Here is a 19,079-nt window from a genome sequence, read left to right as displayed (position 1 = left end):
CGCCGTGCGCCTCGGGCGCCGGCGTCACTTGTGGGGGATCTGGTTGACGGTGCCGCCGTCGATGACGAACTCCGTCCCCGTGGCGTAGGAGGACTCGTCGCTGGCCAGGAAGACCACGAACGACGCGACGTCCTCGGGCAGGCCGGGGCGCCCGAGCGGGACCGGGATCATGTCGTCGGGGATGCCGTCGGTGAGCGGCGTGCGGATCAGGCCCGGGTGCAGCGAGTTGACCCGGACGCCGTGCGGCGCGAGCTCCATCGCGACCGACTTGGTCAGGCCGCGCAGCCCCCACTTCGACGCGACGTAGCCGTGCGCCCAGGCCGTGCCGCGCAGCCCCTCGATGGACGAGGTGTTGATGATCGATCCGCCGCCGGCCGCGATCAGCGCGTCCGCGGCCGCGCGGATGCCGAGGAAGGGGCCGGTGAGGTTGATGTCGATGATCTTCTGCCACTTCTCCAGCGAGAACCGCTGGATGGTGGCGCCGTTGGCGATCCCGGCGTTGTTGAACAGCACGTTCAGCCCGCCGAACTCGGCGACGGCGGCCTGGACGGCGGCGGTCCAGTCGTCGGGGCTCGTCACGTCGAGGTGGACGTGGCGGGCGGCGTCGCCCAGCTCGTCCGCGACGGCCTTGCCCTCCTCGTCGAGGATGTCGCCGAGCACCACCTTCGCGCCCTCGGCCACGAGGGCCCGCGCGGCGGCCGCGCCGATCCCGCGCGCGCCGCCGCTGATCAGGGCGATCTTCCCGTCCACGCGTCCCATCGTCGTGTGTCCTCTCTGTCGCGGGTGTCTCAGCTGGCCAGCGCCGTCGCGAAGACGCCGCGGGCGGTGTTGAACGGCAGGTCGAGCGGGGTCCGCAGGCCGGGCGGAGCCGCGACGACGTCGGGGATCGCGTTGACGATGCGGCCGGCGCCCGCGGCGATCGCGGCGTGGTTGTGGTCGCCCTTGGCGCTGGTCGGGCACACGTCGACGCGGTAGGACGGCTCGCCGGTGATCTCGAGCCGGTAGGAGCCGCCGTCCTGCGCGGGCCTCGGCCAGTCGGGGCGCAGGTCGTCGCGCAGCCGGGTCGTGTGGTCGATGACCAGCACCTCCTTGCCGCTCGCGACGCCGGTGATCTGGAACCGCATCGCCGCGACGCCGCCCCGCGGGATGTGCCCGGCGGCGACGTCGAACGCCTCCGGCGCCGGCTCCCGCTCGTACGCCTCGGTGATGTCGTCGAGCTCGAAGCCGAACCCGCGGGCCATCATCCGGAGGCTGACGCCCCAGGAGGCCGCCAGGATCCCCGGCTTGAACATCCTCGGCAGGTCGTCCAGCGGCCGGCCGAAGCCCATGAAGTCGAACATGACCGGGCCGCCGTCGTACGTCGCGTAGTCGGCGATCTCCGAGCAGCGGACCTGCTCCACCCGCTGGCAGGTGCTCGCGATCGCGAAGGGCAGCAGGTCGTTGATCCAGCCGGGGTCCACGCCGCTGGCGAACAGGCTGGTCCCGCCGGCCTCGCACGCCTTCTCGATGGGGTCGATCATGCGGTCGGGCAGCAGCCCCCACGGGTAGATCAGCGGCACCGGCGAGGACGCGGCGACGTTGCTGCCCGAGGCGAGGATCTTCTCGATGTCGGCGAGCGCCTCGAACAGCCGGGTCTCCCCGAGGGCGCAGTAGACGGTGCAGTCCGGCCGCAGCGCGAGGGCCGCGTCGAGGTCGTCCACGGCGGCCACGCCGGTGACCGTGCCGAGGCCGGCGAGGTCGCCGGCGTCGCGCCCGACCTTGGCGGGGTCGGACACGACGAGGCCGGCCAGCTCGAAGCGGGGGTCCTCGATGAGCTGTGCCAGGGCGATGCGGCCGACGTTGCCGGTCGCCACGTGCAGGACGCGGATGGCCATGGTGCTCCTCAGTCCCGTTTCCCGGCGGCCCGCGCGGCTTTCCGGGCCGCCTTGGCGATCGTCTCCTCGACGATGGAGTTGAGCCGCGCGCCGTTCGGCCAGCCCGCGTAGTGGCTGAGGAACACGACGATCTCGCGGAGCGCCTCGTCGTCGAGTTCCCCGGCGGCGTGGGCGGCGGGCACCTGGATGCCGAGCACGTCGGCGGCGCCCTGCCCGGCGAGCAGCCCGATGAGCAGCAGGCGCCGGTCCCGGTCGGACAGGCCGGGGCGCTGCCAGACGTCGCCGAACAGGTGGTCGGCGGTGTAGCGGAAGAAGTCGCCGGTGCCGTCGGTCATGTCGAAGCCGTAGACCTGCTCCATCTTGCGCAGGCCGCGGGCCCGCGGTTCGGGGAGGTCGTCGAACTTCCCGGTCTTCTCGTCGCTCATCGCTGCTCCTCGGGAAAGCCCAGGCCGGGCGCGAGTCGCTCGCGCGCGATCCTGGCCAGCGGTACGTCGACGCCGAGCTCCTCGGCCAGCGCGATCGCGAAGTCGAGGTCCTTCTCGGCGAGCTGCCGGAGGTGGCCGAAGGTGGTGAACCAGAACGACCCCGGCTCCATCTCGGCGGTCGTGTCGCGGTACATGATCGCTCCGGGGCCGCCGGTGAGCGCGTCGGTGTGCCGGACGACCTCGCCGAGCGCGACGATGTCCAGCCCGGCCGCCTCGGCGAGCCGCTGCGCCTCGGTCGCCGCGGTGAAGGCGGCGTAGTGCATCAGGTTGCGGGCGAGCTTGAACTTGGTGCCCGCGCCGATCGGCCCGGCGTGCACGACCTTCTTCGCCAGGACGTCCAGGACCGGGCGGACCGCGGCGAACGCCTCCTGCGACCCGCCGACCATGATGGCCAGTTCGCCGGTGCCCGCGCCCATCACGCCGCCGGACACGGGCGCGTCGACCAGCCGGACGCCCCGCCGCGCGGCGAGCTCCTCCAGCTCGGCGGGCGTCCCGGGGGCGACGGTCGAGTGGATCGCGACGGTGAGGCCGGCGGGGGCGGCGGCCAGCGCCTCGTCCAGCACCGAGCGGACCTGCTCGTCGTTGTTGACCATCACGCACAGCACGTCGCTGCCGGCGGCGAGCGCGCCGACGCCCGCGGCCGCCTTCGCCCCGGCCGCGACCAGCTCCTCGACGGGCGCCGCGGCCAGGTCGAACACGCCGAGCGCGAGCCCGTCCTCGGCCTGCCGCGCGGCCAGCCGGGTCGCCATCGGCTTGCCGATGTCGCCGAGCCCGACGAACCCGACGCGGACGATGTCGCTCATCCCGTTTCCCTCCTCGTCCGCGCCTAGGCGGGCTCGGCCGTGGTCTTGGTCTCGAGGTACTCCTCGAACCCGGCCACGCCCATCTCGCGGCCGATCCCGGACTGCTTGTAGCCGCCGAACGGCGCGTCCGCGCCGAACCACAGCCCGCCGTTGACGCCGACCGTGCCGGTGCGGATCCGGGCCGCGACGGCCTTGGCCCGCTCCAGGTCACCGGAGTCGACCGAGCCGGACAGCCCGTACGGCGACTCGTTGGCGATCCGGACGGCGTCGTCGTCGCCGTCGTGCGCGATGACGGTCAGCACCGGGCCGAAGATCTCCTCCTGGGCGACCCGCGCGGTGTTGCCGAGGCCGGCGATGACGGTCGGCTGGATCCAGAACCCGCCGGCCAGCTCGCCGTCCTGCTCGGCGATCCCGCCGCCGGTCGCGAACCGCCCGCCCTCCTGGAGCGCGAGGTCGAGGTAGGACTTCACCCGGTCGCGCTGCGCCGCGGAGATGACCGGGCCGCAGATGGTGCCGGGGTCGGCGGGGTCCTTCGCGCCGAGCGAGGCCATCGTGGACGCGGCGATCTCCACCGCCTCGTCGTAGCGTTCGCGCGGCACCACCAGCCGGGTGGTGATCGCGCATCCCTGGCCGGCGTGCACGGACGCCGCGAACGCGGTGGCGCCGACGACGGCCTTGAGGTTCGCGTCGTCCAGCACGATCGCGGCGGACTTGCCGCCGAGTTCGAGGAACACCCGCTTGAGGGTGGGCGCCGCGGCCGCCGCGATCGCCCGTCCCGTGGCCGTCGAGCCGGTGAACGAGACCAGGTCCACGCGCGGGTCGCTGGTCAGCAGCGCCGCCACCCGGTTGTCGCGCGGCGTGACGACGTTGAAGACGCCGGCCGGGACGTCGGTGCACTCGGCGAACAGCCGGCCCAGCTCGGCCGCCAGCCACGGCGTGTCGGGCGCCGGCTTCAGCACCACGGTGTTCCCGGCGGCGAGCGCCGGCCCGATCTTGGCGAGGTTGATCTGGTTGGGGAAGTTCCACGGCGTGACCGCGGCGACCACGCCGACCGGCTCGCGGTGCACGGTGCGGCGCGACCGGATGCCCATCGTGACGCCGACGCCGAGGTCGGTCTCCCACGCATAGCCCTCGGCGAGGTCGATCGTCCACTTCAGGCTCTCGACCGGGGTGTCGAACTGCGGGCCGGCGACGAAGAACGCCGGCGCCCCCGCCTCGGCGGTGGTGAGCGCGCGGAGCGCGTCGGCGTTGTCGAGCAGCGCCTGGTGGAACTGGCGCAGCACCCGGATCCGCAGCGCCCGGTCGGTCGCCCAGCCGGACGCGTCGAACGCGCGGCGGGCGGCGCCGATCGCGGCGTCGACGTCGGCGGCGGTGCTGTCGGGCGCCCGGCCGATCTTCTGCCCGGTGGCCGGGTTGAGGATCGGGTAGGACGCCCCGCCGGCCGCGGCGCCGAGCTTGCCGTCGACGTACTGCTGCGCGGGCGGGTTGGCGGGGGCGCGGTCGGTCACTTCGCCGCCTCCGGTGCGTCCTTGGGTGCCTGGGTGACGAAGTCGCCGCGCTCGACGGGCGGCGGCCACAGCGTCGAGGGCATCTCGTCGTAGTGGTAGTGGCCGGGGACGCCGTGCCCGGCGACCTTCATCCGCTTCAGCAGCGTCTCGGGCGCCTTGCCGGAGTTGATGATCTCCATGAAGGTGTGGACGGTCGACGGCATGTCGAACCAGTCCCGCTGCCAGGCGATCTTGATCTGGCCGGCGTCCGCGCCCGCGGCCTGCCGCTCGACGCCGAACCACGAGCCGCCGATGCCGAGGATCTCGTACTCCGCGCCGGTCGCGTCGTTCGTGATCCCGGACTTCTGCTTCCAGAACCCGACGATCATCGACTTCTTCTCGTCGATCACGGTGACCTGGTAGTCGTAGTGCCAGCCGTCGAGGCCGTCCATCTCGATGCCGATCGCCCAGTCCCGGATCTGGTCGCGGCCGACGGCCATGAAGTGCTCGTCGGGGCCGTACATCCAGCCGTACGTCGCGTCCTCGGCGTACCACTCGGCCATCACCCGCCAGTCGCCGGTCCGCTCGGCCTCGCGGTTGATCGCCAGCCAGGAGTCCCAGAACTCCTCGATCTCGGCCCGGGTCAGCCCGCCGTCATCACTCACGTCGTCCCCTCAGTCCTCTTCGATCGAAAGCGCGAAGGCCGGGCAGTACTTCACGGCCGTGGCCACGTCCTTGCGGCGGGACTCGTCCGGGTGCTCGTCGAGGATCACGACCACGTCCTTCTCCTCGTCGAACCCGAACACGTCGGGCGCCTCGCCCTGGCACAGCTGGTGCCCCTGGCAGATGTCGGTGTCGGCGACGACGCGCACCGCGCTCACCTCCCGGCCCGTCGCCGGTACCGCACCCGGCAGGGCTGCTTGAGCTGGATGACCATCTTGGTGAAGTCGTCCTGGTAGGAGTCCAGGGGCTGGGCGGCCTCGAACGTGTAGTCCCGCAGGACGACGGAGAAGATCGCCTTCATCTGCATCATCGCGAACGCGTTGCCGACGCAGCGGTGCCTGCCGGCGCCGAAGGGGATCCAGGTCCAGCGGTTCTGCAGGTCCTCCTGCCGGGGGTCGATGTAGCGCCCCGGCTCGAAGTCGCCCGCCTTGGGGAAGTCCTCCTCGATCCGGTTGGAGACCCGCGGCGACGCCGCCAGCATCGTGCCCGCGGGGATCGTCCTGCCGAGCAGCTCGAAGTCCTCGCGGACCAGCCGCATCAGGATGATCAGCGGCGGGTGCAGCCGCAGGGTCTCCTTCAGCGCCGACTCCAGCACGGGGATCGACCGCAGCGCCTGGAACGACACCTCGGTCCCGTCGGCGTACAGCGCGTCCAACTCGGCGACCACCTCGGCCAGCACGTCCGGGTGCCGCAGCAGCTCGATCATCGCCCAGGACGCGGTGCCGCTGGAGGTGTGGTGCCCGGCGAACATCATCGAGATGAAGATGCCGGTGATGTGGTCGGCGCTCATGTCCAGCGAGATCAGGACGTCGAGCAGGTCGCGCTGGTCGCGGGGGACCTTCCCGCGCTCCTTGCGCCGCTCGATGATGCCCTGCACCAGCGAGACCAGCTTCTCCCGCGCCGCGTCGCGCAGCCGGAAGCTGTCGATGTCGGCGTACGGGTCGACGTAGGCGATCGCGTCGGTGCCGCGCTCCAGCTCGTGGTAGTGATCGGCGAACGAGCCGTCCAGCTCGTCGCGGAACGGCTTGCCGATCAGGCACGCCGAGGTGGTGTAGATGGTCAGCTCGGCGAAGAAGTCGAGGAGGTCGATCTCGCCCTCCTCGCCCCAGCCGGCGACCATCCGGCGGATCTCCGCCTCGATCGTCCGCGCGTGCCCGCGCATCATGTCCCCGCGCAGCGCCTGGTTCTTCAGCATCTGCTGGCGCTCCTCCGGGGAGGCGTCGAACACGACGCCCTTGCCGAAGATCGGCGTCATGAACGGGTACGCGGCGGCCTGGTCGAGCCGCTCGTCGGGCGCGCGGAAGAACACCTCGTTCGCCTCGGCGCCGCTGACCAGCACCACGTCCTTGTCGGCGAGCCGGAACCGCCCGACGTCGCCGCACTCCTCGCGGACGCGGTGGAACAGGGAGACCGGGTCGACCCGCATCTCCGGCAGGTGGCCGGTGCCGCGGATGATCTCGGGCACCTCGGGGCTCTGATCGTCGAGGACCGTGCTCACCTCGGGGATCGCGGCGAGCCGATGACTCTCGGCGGCGGTCATGGCTTCTCCTCCACGGGCGCTTCGGGATTGACGTCGAGCAGGCTGAGGTGCACGCCGCGCGGCGCGCCGACGATCGTGGCGATCGCGTCGGCGTGCGCCCTCGCCTTGAGGAAGTGGGGGTGCCGGGCGAGCCCGAAGCGGACCCACTGGTCGAGCACGAACGCGGCCTCGTCGGCGTCCCAGTCGGCGCCCATGCCGCTCCACGTCGGGCCGGGGCGGATGATCGAGGCGCGGACGCCGGTGCCCTCCAGCTCCATCTGCAGCGCGCTGACCATTCCCTCCAAGCCCCACTTGCCGGCGGAGTACGCCGACATGAACGGCCGCGCGCGGACGGCGACGTCGGACGAGACGAAGACGATGTCGCCGCGCCGGCGCCCGACCATCGCGGGCACGAACGCCCGCGCGACCCGGTGCGCGCCGACGAGGTTGAGGTCGATCTCCCGCGCGAAGCGCTCGGAGCTGACCTCGATGGTCGCGCCGGGCGCCACCAGCGCGGCGTTGCTGACGACGACCTCGATGTCGCCGAGGTCGGCGGTCGCCTTCGCGGCGAAGTCGGCCACCGAGCCGTCGTCGGAGACGTCGAGCGCGTGCGCGACCGCCTCGCCGCCCTCGGCGCGGATCGCCGCGGCGATCTCCTCGAGGACGCCGACCCGGCGCGCGCCGAGCGCCACCGGATGGCCGGCCGCCGCGAGCACCGTGGCCGTCTCCGCGCCGATGCCGGACGACGCCCCCGTGATCACCGCGGGGCGGCGTTCGGGATGCGGGTACTTCCTGGACATCTTCGGTCCCTCCCAGTCCCTCCGCCTCAGCCCTTCCGCAGGGTGAAGCCGGTCGGCAGCTCGGCGAACCCGCGGACGCTGGTGGAGTGCACGCGCACGGCCCGGTCGACGTCCACCTCGAAGTCCTCGACGCGCCGGACCAGCTCGTTCAGCACGACCCGCGTCTCCAGCCGGGCCAGGTTCGCGCCCAGGCAGAAGTGCTTGCCGGAGCCGAAGCTGAGGATCTGGCCGAGCTCGCTCTTGGGCCGGTGGATGTCATAGACGGTCGGGTCGGTGAAGACCCGCTCGTCGCGGTTGGCGGAGCCGAGCAGGATCAGCGCCTTCGCCCCGGCCGGGATCGTCGTGCCGTGCATCTCCACGTCGTCGACAACGTAGCGGGCGAGCATCTGGCTGGAGGTGTCGTGCCGCAGCGTCTCCTCGATCCACGGCGTCACCAGCGTCTCGGGATCGTCCGGGTCCGCGAGCACCTCCGCCTTCTGCTCAGGGTGCGCGGACAGGTGGTACAGCGCGTTGCCGAGCAGCTTGGTGGTCGTCTCGTTCCCGGCGACCACCATGAGGAAGAGGAACGCGATGATCTCGCCGTCGGTGAGCCGGTCGCCGTCGATCTCGGCGACGGTGAGCGCGGCGGTGAGGTCGCCCGCCTCCGCGGCCGCCGCCCGGCGCTCCTTCACCATCCCCGCGTAGTAGGTGATGAGCTCGCCGGCCGCCTCCATGCCCGCCGGCGGGACGTCGCGGACGCCGTCCTCGCGGTGCACGACCAGGTCGGCGAGGCGCCGGACCTCGTCCCGGTCGGCCTCCGGCACCCCCATCATCTCGGAGATGACGTCCATGGGGAGCTTCCCGGCGAAGTCGGTGATCCAGTCGGCCTCGCCGTGCTCGGCGGCGGCGGCGAAGGTCCGTTCGAGGTAGTGCTCGGTGAGCCGCTGGATCTGCGGCTGCAGCTCCTTGACCCGGCGCGGCGTGAACGCGGCGGACACCAGCCTGCGCAGCCGGGTCTGCCGCTGCCCGTCGAGGGCGAGGAAGCTCATCACCCGGTGCGCGTCGGGGCTCCACGCGCTCGCGTCGAGGGAGACGCCCATCCGGTTGGAGAACGCCGCGTCGTCGCGGAGCACGTCGAACACGTCGGCGTGGCGCGAGACCACCCAAAGGTCGTCCCGCTCGGCGTGGAAGACCGGCGCCTCGTCGCGCAGCCGCCGGTAGAGCGGGTACGGGTCCTCGTGGAACGCGTAGTCGTAGGGGTCGAAGACCAGGGGTTCGGCCACCGCGTCGGTCGAAGCGCTCATTCGTTGCCCCTCATGATCACTTCCACGGCCGAGACGAGCCGGTCGGCGATCTGGTCGTAGGTCAGCAGGCCCATGCCGGCCTGCAGCAGCGCGCCGGTGAAGGTGAGGACCAGCACCTCCAGGACGGCGGCGTCGGCCGGCGCCCCGGGCCGCGCCGCCCCCGGTCGCGCCGGCCCCGCGAGGGCCGCCTCGAACCGGGAGTAGAACTCCCCGCCGATGCGCAGCCGCAGGCGCGCGACGTCGGGATCGCCACCGAGCAGCGCCGGCGTCACCGCCGCCGCCAGCTCCGGTTCCGCGACGATCCGGGCCGTCAGCGCCCGGACGGTCGCCTGCAGCCGCTCGGTGGCGCCCGCTCCGTCCGGCGCGGCGCCGTCGTCCTCGCTGAGGTGCCGCCAGAACAGCTCCGCGAAGAGGTGGTTCTTGGAGGAGAGGTAGGTGTAGGCGGTCGCCGGGGAGACGCCCGCCCGCTGGGCCACCGTCCGGATCGTCAGCGCGTCGTGCCCGACGGCGCGCAGCTCCTCGAGCCCGGCGGCCATCAGGTTCTCCACCGTTTCGGCCTGCCGGGCGTTGAGGCCCTGCCGCAGCGCCGGACTGGTCACCTGACTGGACATGTGTCCACCGTAGACCGGGCCGGAGATCGCCGCAATAGCCGGATCTGAATCGACTTCTCCTTTTCCCGGCGGAGGGCCGGTTCTCCGGCCGCTCGGCCGGACAGCTGTCCAGTCACTATTCCAGGAATCCTAGAACACGTTCTACTATGACGCCATGCGCAACGGAATCGTGCTCTTCACCTCCGACCGCGGCATCACGCCGGCAGCCCTCGCGAAGGCCGCCGAGGAGCGCGGCTTCGACACCTTCTACGTGCCCGAGCACACCCACATCCCGGTGCGCCGCGACGCGCTGCACCCCACCGGCGGCCAGGACCTGCCCGACGACCGCTACACGCGCACCCTCGACCCGTGGGTGTCGCTCGCGACCGCCGCCGCCGTGACCGAGCGGATCGGCCTCGCCACCGCCGTCGCGCTGCCCGTCGAGTCCGACCCGATCACCCTCGCCAAGACGCTCGCGACCCTCGACCACCTGTCCGGCGGCCGGCTGACGATCGGCGCCGGCTTCGGCTGGAACACCGACGAGCTGGCCGACCACCACGTCCCGGCGGCGGGGCGGCGCACCGTCCTGAAGGAGTACCTGGAGGCCATGCGCGCCCTGTGGACCGAGGAGGAGGCGTCCTACGACGGCGAGTTCGTCTCGTTCGGGCCGAGTTGGGCCTACCCCAAGCCGCCGCAGGGCCGCATCCCCGTGATCGTCGGCGCCGGCGGCGGCCCGAAGACCATGAGATGGATCGCCCGCCACGCCGACGGCTGGATGACCACGCCGATCGAGACCGGCATCGCCGACAAGGCCGCCCTGCTGCGCCGCGAGTGGGCCGACGCCGGCCGCCCCGGCGAACCCGACGTGCGGATCCTGGTCGCCAAGCGGCCCTCCCCCGACGACCTCGCCGAGTGGTCCGCCGCGGGCGCGTCGGAGCTGATCTGGGGCGTGCCGGACGCCGACGAGGCCAAAGTCATCGAGTACCTGGACAAGACCGCCGCCCGGCTCGGCCTGACCGCGAAGTGACGCCGACGAGAACCCGTTTCATCTTCGAGGAGATCGCCAGATGACGAACCCTGGAGCGATACCGCCCGGCCGTTACGCCGCCCTGTCCCGGGACGAACTCGCGGTCGCCGTCCCCGAGCTGCTCCTGATCGGTCAGCTCATCGACCGTTCCGGAATGGCGTGGTGCATCTCCGCATTCGGCCGCGAGGAGATGGCGCGGATCGCGATCGAGGAGTGGGCCGCGTCCAGCCCCATCTACACGCGGCGGATGCAGCGCGCCCTCGGCTACGCCCCGGAGGTGCCCGGGACGGGCGACGTCCCGACGATCTTCAAGGGCCTCCAGCTCGACATCGGCGCCCCGCCGCAGTTCATGGACTTCCGCTACACCGTCCACGACCGGTGGCACGGCGAGTTCCACCTCGACCACTGCGGCGCCCTCATGGACGTCGAGCCGATGGGCGACGACTACGTCCGCTCCATGTGCCACGACATCGAGGACCCCACCTTCGACGCGACCGCCGTCGCGACCAACCCGAAGGCGCAGGTCCGCCCGATCCACCGGCCGCCGCGCTCGCCCGCCGGCCGGCACCCGCACTGCGCCTGGACCGTGATCATCGACGAGTCCCACCCGGACGCGCAGGGCATCCCCCTGCTCGCCGACAACGAGCGCTCCCGCGCCGCGACCCTCGACCTGGCGCCGATCGACCCGGCCGACGACGGCCTCGCCGACTACACCGGCCCGCTGCTGTCCGACCTCGACTTCGCCGCCTTCTCCCGCTCCGCGCTCGCCCGGATCGCCGACGAGGTGTGCCTGCAGATGCACCTGCTCAACCGGGCCTTCACGCTCGCCGTGGCCGCACGCGCCGACGCCGACGGCCTCCTGCGCATCCGCCGCAAGCAGTTGGTCGGCATCGCCGGCATCGCCGCCGAACGCCTCGCCCGCGCCCTCGCCCTCCCGGCCACCCCCGAGGGGGCCGCCCGGCTCCTCGCGGTCCACCCGCTCCTCAACCCGTCGGCCTACGTCGACGCCTCCATCGACGGCGCGACCGTCACCGTCCGCCCGTCCCCCGCCCACGAGGACGGCGCCTGGATCACCCTGTGCGGGCCCGGCTGGACGACCGCGCTCCAGGCCGTCGTCCGCGCCCTGGACCCGTGCCTCGACACCGAGGTCACCGGCACCGACCGGGACTGGCGGCTGGCCGTCGTCCGCCGCGACGAGCCCGCGCCCGAGCCCGACGAGGTGGCCGTCGTCCGGTTCAGCACCGGCTCCGGCTTCGCCTTCGAGCCGCGCCGCTCCCTGCCGATCACGCCCGTCTGACGGGCGAGCGGTTCGTTCAAGACGAGCCGCGCCGGGACGGCCGACACTTCCGGTCATGACCGAGCAGACCTTCACCCCCGCGCTGGGCCGCGCCGCCCTCCCCCGCCTCTACGACGCCGTGATCGCGCTGACCCGGGAGCGCCTGTGGCGGAGCATGATCGCCATGCACGCCGCGGTCAGGGCCGGTGACGTCGTCGTCGACGTCGGCTGCGGCACCGGATCGCTGGCCCTGCTCCTGCACGGCATCGAGCCGTCCGCGCGCGTGATCGGCGTCGACCCCGACCCGAAGGTGCTCGCGGCCGCCGAGCGCAAGGCCGGTGCGGGCGGCGTCGAGTGGCGGACCGGGATGGGCGACGCGCTGACGGACGTCGTGGACGCGGGGACCGCCGACACCGTCGTGTCGAGCCTCGTCCTCCATCAGTGCCCCGTGCCGATGAAGCGGGCGATCCTGGCCTCGATGCTCGAGACGCTGCGGCCCGGCGGCCGGCTGGTGATCGCCGACTTCGGTCTCCAGCGCACCCGGGCGATGCGCCTGGCCTTCCGCCTGGTGCAGTTGGCGGACGGCCGGGAGGACACGCGGTTCAACGCCGACGGAAGGCTGCCGGGCCTCATCTCCGAGGTCGGCTTCGTCCAGGTACGGGAGACCGCGGCCGTGCCGACGGTCAACGGCTCGATCTCCCTCTACACCGCGCGGCGCGCCTGACGTCCCAGCGCCCGGACGACCTCCGCGGGCGTCAGCCCCATCATCCGCCGCATCTCGCGGGTGAAGTGCGCCTGGTCGGCGAAGCCGCCCGCGAGCGCGGCGCCGCTCAGCGTCCGCCCCTCGCGCAGCGCCTCGGCCGACCGGGCGAGGCGCCGCCAGATGCGCCACCGCGCGAGCGGCATGCCCAGCTCCGCCCGCGCCAGCGCGCGGAGCCGCTGCGGGGACAGCCCCACCCTCGCCGCCAGCGCCGTCATCGGGATCCGCTCGTCCATCAGCACGCGCATCGCGTCCAGCAACCGCCCGTCGAGCTCCCCCGACAGACGGCCACCCGCGACGTCCTCCTCACGAAGCCCCCTCATGCCAGGAGCCGGGGTGATGCCCCTGCCGCAGACCACCCGCAACCGATCGGCGAACGCGCAATGCGGCTCCACGTAAAGCGTGCGCAGCTCCCGAACCGGAAGCAGCCTGTGGCCGACCATGGGCGGCACGACCAACGCCGCATCGCTGAAGCGGTTGCCGTCCTCATCGTCCATGACCACCTCGCCATGAACACCGATGGCCACCTGAAAGGCGGCATGCCGATGAAAGCTCCCCTCCGCCACAGCCCCTTGGTAGACCGCGTACCCGTCCCCAATAACGAAGTAAGCCCCCTCCATCCCACCCCCTCAGCCGCCCTGACACCACACCACACCAACCACACCACCGCCCCACCCCAACAGCCCCCGCCCACCCGAAGCACATTCAGCCACCCAAAGACACCAGCACACACCTCAACCCGCGCGACGCCCCCGTCCACTCAAACGCAAACCCGACCCCGCACACCCCGACCAACACAGCACAGCCAGCACTACGCACGCTCCGCCCCCCGCACAGCGCACACCCACGACCAGCGAGGGCACAATCGCCCGCCGACACGCCAGGTCCAACCACCCCAGCGCACACCCACGACCAGCGGGGGCACACGTCGCCCGCCGACACGTCAGGTCCAACCGCCCCAGCGCGCACCCAGGCCGACGCGATGCGCACTCCGGCCAATGCAGCGCACCCCCTGGACGACCCGGTGCAGCGCAGCCAATACGGCGCCCACCGGCCAGCATGACGCACATCCCGACCGACGCAAGCCCCCATCCCACCACCGCGCCGCGCATCACGGCCAGCTCGGCAGACACTCCCGGCTGCCCCGGCCCGCATTCCGGCCAATGCGGCGCACACCCTTAGCGGCCCAGCACCCCACCCACCCAGCACATCTCGACCTATGCGAGCCCACACCCCGCCACCGTGCACACATCGCGCCAGCGCAGCACGCACCACGGCCGGGTGGGCGCGCGCTACGGCGGATGCGGTGGAGGTGGCGTGTTCAGAGTTCGAGGACTAGGCGCGGGCCTTTGGCGCGGGACACGCAGATCATCATGAAGCCGCCATCGGCGCGCTCATCGTCGGTGAGCACGGAGTCGCGGTGGTCCGGCTCGCCGTCGAGGACGGGCGTCTCGCATGTTCCGCACGTGCCCTCGCGGCACGACGACAGGACCGTGACGCCCGCCTCCTCGACCGTCTCCAGGATCGACCGCCCCTGCTCGACCCGCAGCGTGCGGCCGGTGAGCGACAGCTCGATCTCGAACGCCTCATCCGGGCCGGTGACCGGCTTCGCCGAGAAGCGCTCGGTGCGCAGCGTGCCACGCGGGCACCGCTCCTCGACCGCCGCCAGCATCGGCTCGGGCCCGCAGCAGTAGACGAGCGTGCCCTCCCGGAGCCCGGAAAGCGCGGCGTCGAGGTCGGGCAGTCCGAACTCGTCCTGCGGCCGTACCTCGACACGCTCTCCGTAGCGCGCCAGGTCGTCGAGGAAGGCCATCGCCGCCCGCTGCCGCCCGCCGTAGAGGAGCCGCCAGTCCGCGCCTGCGGCATCCGCCGCCGCCACCATCGGCAGGATCGGCGTGATGCCGATGCCTCCGGCCAGGAACAGGTAGCCGGGCGCGTCCTCCAGAGCGAAATGGTTGCGCGGGCCGCGCGTGAGGAGCTTGTCGCCGACGTTCAGTCGCTCGTGGACGAACGTGGAGCCCGGCCCCTCCCTCAGCACGCCGAGCCGCCACGTCCGATCGTCGGCCGGGTCGCCGCACAGGGAGTACTGCCGCACGAGACCGTCGGGCATCAGCAGGTCGACGTGCGCGCCAGGCTGCCAGGACGGCAACGCGCCTCCGTCCACGGCGCCCAGCGTCAATCCCACGACGCCTTCCGCGAGATCGGTCCTTTCCAGGACGACGACCTCCGTCTCGACGGCGCTCTGGTCGGTCACGTGCCCCCCTCTCGTTCGTGGTCGTCCCGACCATCGCCGCTCCTCCGGGCACGCGTCACCCCCGCTTCCGTCAAACGGAAGACCTCGGCCGGCCCGGCGCCGTGCACGCAGGTCATCCGCTTTGACGGGTTCGTCGACTCACCAATGGAGATGCCGGGGAGAGCACCGTCTGTGACGTACGGTGTTCTGCGGCGAACGGCGTTCGCCGTCGCATGTGCAGCGGGCGCGAGACCCCCTGGAGTGGCATCGGAGCGGATGATGAAGGCAGCGCGTTTCGACCGGTTCGGAGGCCCGGAGGTGCTCCAGATCGTGGATCTTCCCGATCCGCATCCGGGTCCCGGTGAGATCCGGATCGCGGTGCGCGCGGCCGGCGTCAACCCGAGCGACTGGAAGAAGCGCCAAGGCCTGATGGACCCGGAGCTTCCCCAGACGCTGGGCCACGAGGCGGCGGGGATCGTGGACAAGCTGGGCGAGGGCGTCAAGGACGTGGCCGTCGGCGACCGCGTGTTCGGCTTGTCCGCCGAAGGGGCGGCGCAGGCCGAGCTGGCCGTGCTGTCCTTCTACGCGCCGATCCCGCCGTCGCTCGACTTTCCCGGCGCCGCGGCGCTGCCGGCCGCCATCGAGACGGCCACGCGCGCGCTCGACCAGCTCGGCGTCGCAGGCGGCGGCACGCTGCTCATCAACGGCGCCTCCGGAAGCGTCGGCAGCGCCGCCGTCCAGCTCGCCGTGGCGCGCGGCGCGCGCGTGATCGGTACGGGCGGCCCGGCGAACCACGAGTACCTGCGCTCGCTGGGGGCGGAGCCCGTCGCCTATGGCGAGGGCTTGGCCGAGCGGGTCCGCGCGCTTGCGCCCGGCGGTGTCGACCTGGCGCTCGACGTCGCGGGCAGCGGGGTGCTGCCCGAACTCATCGGCCTCACCGGCGGTGCCGAGCACGTCCTCACGGTCGCCGACTTCGCCGGCGCACGGGAGCACGGAGTGCGGTTCAGCCGCGGGGACGCCGGCCGCGCCGTCCACGTGCTCGGCGAGATCGGCGCGCTGATCGAGGCCGGACGCTTCTCGCTCCCGGTCGCGCGGACCTTCCCGCTCGCCGAGATCGCCGAGGCGCACCGCGCCGGCGAGGAGGGCCGCGTCCGCGGGAAGCTCGTCCTGCTGGTCGGCTGACACGGCCGCGGTGGCCGTGGTTAGGCTCCTTTCACGGTCATTCTTCCTGGGAAAGGGCGGGCGCATGGACGTGCTGGAGCGGCTCCGGGAGATCTGCCTCGGGATGCCGGAGGCGACCGAGAAGCCGTTCGGGGGTCACACATCGCCCTCCTTCCGTGTTCGCGACAAGCTGTTCGTGATGACCAGCGAGGACGGCTCGTCCATGATGTTCAAGGCCGGTCCGGGGGTGCAGGAGGCCCTGGTGTCGGAGGACCCGGAGCGGTTCTTCGTCCCGAAGTACGTCGGCGCCAAGGGATGGGTCGGCGCTCGCCTGGACGTCGAGCACGACTGGGAGGAGCTGGCGGAGCTCATCGAGGACAGCTACCGCCTGATCGCCCCCAAGCGTCTCTCGGCCCTGCTGGACTGAACCCCCGCCATCACCCGGGCCACGCAAGCCCCATGCCCAGCGCCCACCCCGCCAGCCGCCGTGGTCGTGGGCGCACCACCAGCGGGCGCAAGCAGCAGGTGCGATGCCCACGCCGCCGGCGGGTACGGTCCGAGTGGCCGTGGTCGGTGGCGTGTCCTCGGTGGGCGGGGGCAGCGGTGCCCGGTCAGCGGGGGTGGTGGGGGCGGCGGGAGAGGGTCGTCAGGCGGGCGGTGATGCGGTTCATCGTCGCGGCGTCGGGTTTCCAGCCGCGTTGGAGGAGTGCGGTCAGGAGCGCCTCCAGGTAGGGGGCCGGGCGGTAGAGGAAGAGCTTGGTGACGGGGATGATCTGCCAGCCCATCTCCCGACCGAGCCAGCGGCGGCGGCTCTCGTCGTGGGCGCGGGCGGCTCGGCCGGTGTGGTGGCGCTCGCCGTCGTACTCGATGCCGACGCGGTAGTCCTCGTAACCGAGGTCCACGTAGAGGCAGCGGTCGTGCGGCCCGGCGACGGGGACCTGGGTGCGCGGGCGCGGGAAGCCCGCGTCGACGACGGCGGTCCGGACCCAGCTCTCCCCGGGGGAGGCCGCGCCGCGGTCGCCGAGGCGCAGGAGGTCGCGCAGCCGCCTGTTGCCGTGGTAGCCGGGGAGCGTGCGTGCCATGGCATTGAGTTCATCGGTGTCGACTCCGTTCCGGAGGAACTGGTCCAGTGCGGCGACCGCCTCGGAGCGTGGCAGCCAGCGCGTGCAGTCGAGGGCCGTCCGGGCGCGGGAGGTGACGCGGATGCCCGCCTCCTCCCGCACGTGGTCGGGTGGAAGGTCCGCGTGGTCGGCGACGGGCGGGCCCGTCGCGCACTCGGCCGGTCCGGGGGTGATCAGTTCGACATCCCAGTCGGTCTCGTTCACGCCCGGTGGGAGGACGTCGATGCCCCAGATCCAGGCGGCGGTGCGGCGGGCGATGACCGCGTCCGGCGGGAGGAGGCCGCTGAGGGCGGCGGCGCGGACGGTGAGCGGGGAGCCGGTGCCGGGGGTGACGTGGACACCGGGGCCGACGGGGACGGCCGGGCCGCCGGACGTCCGCTTCCAGGTGATGCCGAATCCGTTCATGGTCACGGATGATGCCGACCCCGCAAGCCCCCGGGCAGGGGCTCGGGAAAATGTGGATAACCCTCTGTCAACGCAGGTCAGAGGCGTCTCCTGCCGAGGAGCACCGCAGTGAGGACGGCTCCGCAGAGGGCGACGGCGGCCGCGGTGGCGAAGAGGGCGTCCAGCCCCTCGGTGAACACCCGGTGCCGGCTCAGGACCGCTCCGTACACTCCGATCCCCACCGCGGACCCGACCTGCATGACGGTGTTGTTGACGCCGGACGCCATGCCGAGCCGGGAGCGGTCCGCGACGTCCACGGCGAGGCCGCCGAGGGTCGGCAGCGCGATCCCGCACGCGAGGCCGGCCAGCGCCATGCCCGGCGCCAGATGGGTCCAGGTCGAGCCGGGCGTCATCCCGTGCATGAGCAGGATCGCCAGCGCGAGGAGCGTCAGCGAACCCGTGACGAGCAGGCCCTTGGGAAGGCGGTCCATGACGGCGCCGGCGATCGGACCGGCGACGAGGATGGGGACGACGAGCGGCAGGAAGCACAGGCCGGTCTTGAGCGCGGAGAAGCCGAGCTGGTCCTGGAACCACAGCGACACGTAGATGAGCAGGGCGAAGACGCTCGCCTGCACGGCGAACGACCCGATCTGCGTGCCGCTGAACGCGCGGTCCCGGAAGAGCGGCAGGTCCAGCATCGGGTCGGCGAGGCGGCTCTCCACGGCGAGGAACGCCGCGAGCGACGCCGCCGACGCGCAGAAGACGAGCGCGGTCTCGGCGCTCCCCCATCCGTGGTCCTGGACGCGCAGCAGGCCGACGACCAGCAGGGACAGGGAGACGGCGAGGAGGCAGGGCCCGGCGAGGTCGATGCGGCGCCGAGCTCGGGGAGTCTCCTCGCGCGGCAGCGCGCGGGCGCCCATCGCCAGGGTGACGGCTCCGACCGGTACGTTCACCAGGAAGACCCAGCGCCAGCCGAGGCCCGAGACGAGCGCGCCGCCGACGACGGGGCCGAGGACGACGGCGAGCCCGGCGGCGGTGCCCCGCACGCCGAACGCGACGCCGCGGGCCTGTCCCGTGTAGCACTGCGCGATGAGCGCGAGCGTGGTCGCGAACATCAGCGCGCCCGCGAGCCCTTGGACGGCCCGCGCCGCGATGAGGGTCGCGGCGGTGGGCGCCAGGCCGCACGCCAGCGACGCCGCGGCGAACAGCGCCACGCCGGCGAGGAAGGAGCTGCGCCGCCCCCAGCGGTCGGCGAACGCTCCGGCGGTGAGCTGGGAGGCGGCCATCGCCATCGTGTACGCGTTCACGACCCATTGCAGGTCGCCGAGGCCGGCGTGCAGGTCGTGGCGCATTCCCGGGACGGCGACGGTCACCACCGTCGCGTCCAGCATGAGCATGAAGACGGCGGCGACGATCGCCGCGAGCGGCCACCATCCGCCCTTCCGGTCGTGGTGGCGGGCGATGGCGGGGGCCGGTCTCTGGTCGACCATGAGGCTCCTTCCCTAGCAGCGTTAGGCTAAATCTAACACCGCTAGGGCGTACCTAGCGCCATT

Annotated in this window: 20 protein-coding genes; 5 read left to right on the top strand and 15 right to left on the bottom strand. The window is 72.6% G+C overall.

What is annotated here, in order from left to right; genetic code table 11:
- Positions 1 to 24 precede the first annotated feature (24 nt).
- From amrb99_RS21770 to amrb99_RS21720, 11 genes are read right to left on the bottom strand one after another with little or no spacing between them, the layout of a single operon-like run.
- On the bottom strand, positions 25 to 759 hold the full coding sequence (locus tag amrb99_RS21770) for a glucose 1-dehydrogenase (protein ID WP_190858817.1): 735 nt from the start codon (positions 757 to 759) through the stop codon (positions 25 to 27).
- A 29-nt stretch (positions 760 to 788) separates the two neighbouring features.
- Positions 789 to 1,874: a diacylglycerol kinase gene (locus amrb99_RS21765; protein ID WP_190858815.1), complete on the bottom strand. Its 1,086-nt coding sequence runs from the start codon at positions 1,872 to 1,874 to the stop codon at positions 789 to 791.
- 8 nt (positions 1,875 to 1,882) lie between these two features.
- On the bottom strand, positions 1,883 to 2,299 hold the full coding sequence (locus amrb99_RS21760) for a carboxymuconolactone decarboxylase family protein (protein WP_190858812.1): 417 nt from the start codon (positions 2,297 to 2,299) through the stop codon (positions 1,883 to 1,885).
- Positions 2,296 to 3,162 (bottom strand): NAD(P)-dependent oxidoreductase, encoded by an 867-nt coding sequence (locus amrb99_RS21755; RefSeq protein WP_190858810.1) that lies wholly within the window; start codon positions 3,160 to 3,162, stop codon positions 2,296 to 2,298. Before amrb99_RS21755 ends, amrb99_RS21760 begins: the two co-directional genes overlap by 4 nt.
- A gap of 23 nt (positions 3,163 to 3,185) precedes the next feature.
- Complete coding sequence (locus amrb99_RS21750) at positions 3,186 to 4,670, bottom strand: aldehyde dehydrogenase (protein WP_190858807.1); 1,485 nt, start codon at positions 4,668 to 4,670, stop codon at positions 3,186 to 3,188.
- Positions 4,667 to 5,314, bottom strand: a complete 648-nt coding sequence (locus amrb99_RS53245; protein WP_347256783.1) for a hypothetical protein — start codon at positions 5,312 to 5,314, stop codon at positions 4,667 to 4,669. Before amrb99_RS53245 ends, amrb99_RS21750 begins: the two co-directional genes overlap by 4 nt.
- 9 nt (positions 5,315 to 5,323) lie before the next feature.
- Entirely contained in the window at positions 5,324 to 5,521 is a 198-nt protein-coding gene (locus amrb99_RS21740; RefSeq protein ID WP_190858805.1) for a ferredoxin, read from the bottom strand.
- A gap of 5 nt (positions 5,522 to 5,526) precedes the next feature.
- A complete protein-coding gene (locus tag amrb99_RS21735; protein WP_190858803.1) occupies positions 5,527 to 6,912 on the bottom strand; it encodes a cytochrome P450 in 1,386 nt (461 codons plus the stop codon).
- Positions 6,909 to 7,691 (bottom strand): SDR family oxidoreductase, encoded by a 783-nt coding sequence (locus amrb99_RS21730; protein ID WP_190858800.1) that lies wholly within the window; start codon positions 7,689 to 7,691, stop codon positions 6,909 to 6,911. The genes amrb99_RS21735 and amrb99_RS21730 overlap by 4 nt, the downstream gene beginning before the upstream one ends.
- Positions 7,692 to 7,717: 26 nt before the next feature.
- A complete protein-coding gene (locus amrb99_RS21725) occupies positions 7,718 to 8,974 on the bottom strand; it encodes a cytochrome P450 (protein ID WP_190858798.1) in 1,257 nt (418 codons plus the stop codon).
- Positions 8,971 to 9,585, bottom strand: coding sequence for a TetR/AcrR family transcriptional regulator (locus amrb99_RS21720; RefSeq protein WP_190858796.1), 615 nt, complete (start codon positions 9,583 to 9,585; stop codon positions 8,971 to 8,973). Before amrb99_RS21720 ends, amrb99_RS21725 begins: the two co-directional genes overlap by 4 nt.
- Positions 9,586 to 9,739: 154 nt before the next feature.
- Between amrb99_RS21720 and amrb99_RS21715 the strand changes: the two genes are divergently transcribed.
- The 3 genes from amrb99_RS21715 to amrb99_RS21705 are packed head-to-tail and all read left to right on the top strand — an operon-like array spanning position 9,740 to position 12,591.
- Positions 9,740 to 10,591 carry an LLM class F420-dependent oxidoreductase gene (locus amrb99_RS21715; RefSeq protein ID WP_190858794.1) on the top strand — a complete coding sequence of 284 codons (852 nt, stop codon included), beginning with the start codon at positions 9,740 to 9,742 and terminating at the stop codon, positions 10,589 to 10,591.
- Positions 10,592 to 10,631: 40 nt separating this feature from the next.
- Entirely contained in the window at positions 10,632 to 11,888 is a 1,257-nt protein-coding gene (locus tag amrb99_RS21710; RefSeq protein WP_190858792.1) for a hypothetical protein, read from the top strand.
- Positions 11,889 to 11,943: 55 nt separating this feature from the next.
- Positions 11,944 to 12,591 carry a class I SAM-dependent methyltransferase gene (locus amrb99_RS21705; protein WP_190858790.1) on the top strand — a complete coding sequence of 216 codons (648 nt, stop codon included), beginning with the start codon at positions 11,944 to 11,946 and terminating at the stop codon, positions 12,589 to 12,591.
- Here amrb99_RS21705 and amrb99_RS53240 read toward each other — a convergent pair.
- Complete coding sequence (locus amrb99_RS53240) at positions 12,570 to 13,193, bottom strand: AraC family transcriptional regulator (protein ID WP_347256782.1); 624 nt, start codon at positions 13,191 to 13,193, stop codon at positions 12,570 to 12,572. The two genes, amrb99_RS21705 and amrb99_RS53240, sit on opposite strands and share 22 nt — an antisense overlap.
- Positions 13,194 to 13,948: 755 nt before the next feature.
- Positions 13,949 to 14,881 carry a 2Fe-2S iron-sulfur cluster-binding protein gene (locus amrb99_RS21695; RefSeq protein ID WP_190858785.1) on the bottom strand — a complete coding sequence of 311 codons (933 nt, stop codon included), beginning with the start codon at positions 14,879 to 14,881 and terminating at the stop codon, positions 13,949 to 13,951.
- A gap of 258 nt (positions 14,882 to 15,139) precedes the next feature.
- On the opposite strand from amrb99_RS21695, the gene amrb99_RS21690 reads away from it, so the two are divergent.
- Both amrb99_RS21690 and amrb99_RS21685 read left to right on the top strand, forming a co-directional pair.
- Positions 15,140 to 16,042: an NADP-dependent oxidoreductase gene (locus tag amrb99_RS21690; RefSeq protein ID WP_190858783.1), complete on the top strand. Its 903-nt coding sequence runs from the start codon at positions 15,140 to 15,142 to the stop codon at positions 16,040 to 16,042.
- Between the two features lie 64 nt (positions 16,043 to 16,106).
- Positions 16,107 to 16,448, top strand: coding sequence for an MmcQ/YjbR family DNA-binding protein (locus tag amrb99_RS21685; RefSeq protein ID WP_190858781.1), 342 nt, complete (start codon positions 16,107 to 16,109; stop codon positions 16,446 to 16,448).
- A 184-nt stretch (positions 16,449 to 16,632) separates the two neighbouring features.
- Here the strand turns inward: amrb99_RS21685 and amrb99_RS21680 are convergent, their stop codons facing one another.
- Both amrb99_RS21680 and amrb99_RS21675 read right to left on the bottom strand, forming a co-directional pair.
- Complete coding sequence (locus amrb99_RS21680) at positions 16,633 to 17,547, bottom strand: hypothetical protein (protein WP_190858779.1); 915 nt, start codon at positions 17,545 to 17,547, stop codon at positions 16,633 to 16,635.
- A gap of 77 nt (positions 17,548 to 17,624) precedes the next feature.
- Positions 17,625 to 19,016: an MFS transporter gene (locus amrb99_RS21675; protein ID WP_190858777.1), complete on the bottom strand. Its 1,392-nt coding sequence runs from the start codon at positions 19,014 to 19,016 to the stop codon at positions 17,625 to 17,627.
- Between the last annotated feature and the right edge of the window lie 63 nt (positions 19,017 to 19,079).

The sequence above is a fragment of the Actinomadura sp. RB99 genome (genome assembly GCF_014706005.1).
Taxonomy (GTDB): Bacteria; Actinomycetota; Actinomycetes; order Streptosporangiales; family Streptosporangiaceae; genus Spirillospora.
Note: the sequence above shows the minus strand (reverse complement) of the source record. Positions and strands in the feature narration are given on the sequence as shown.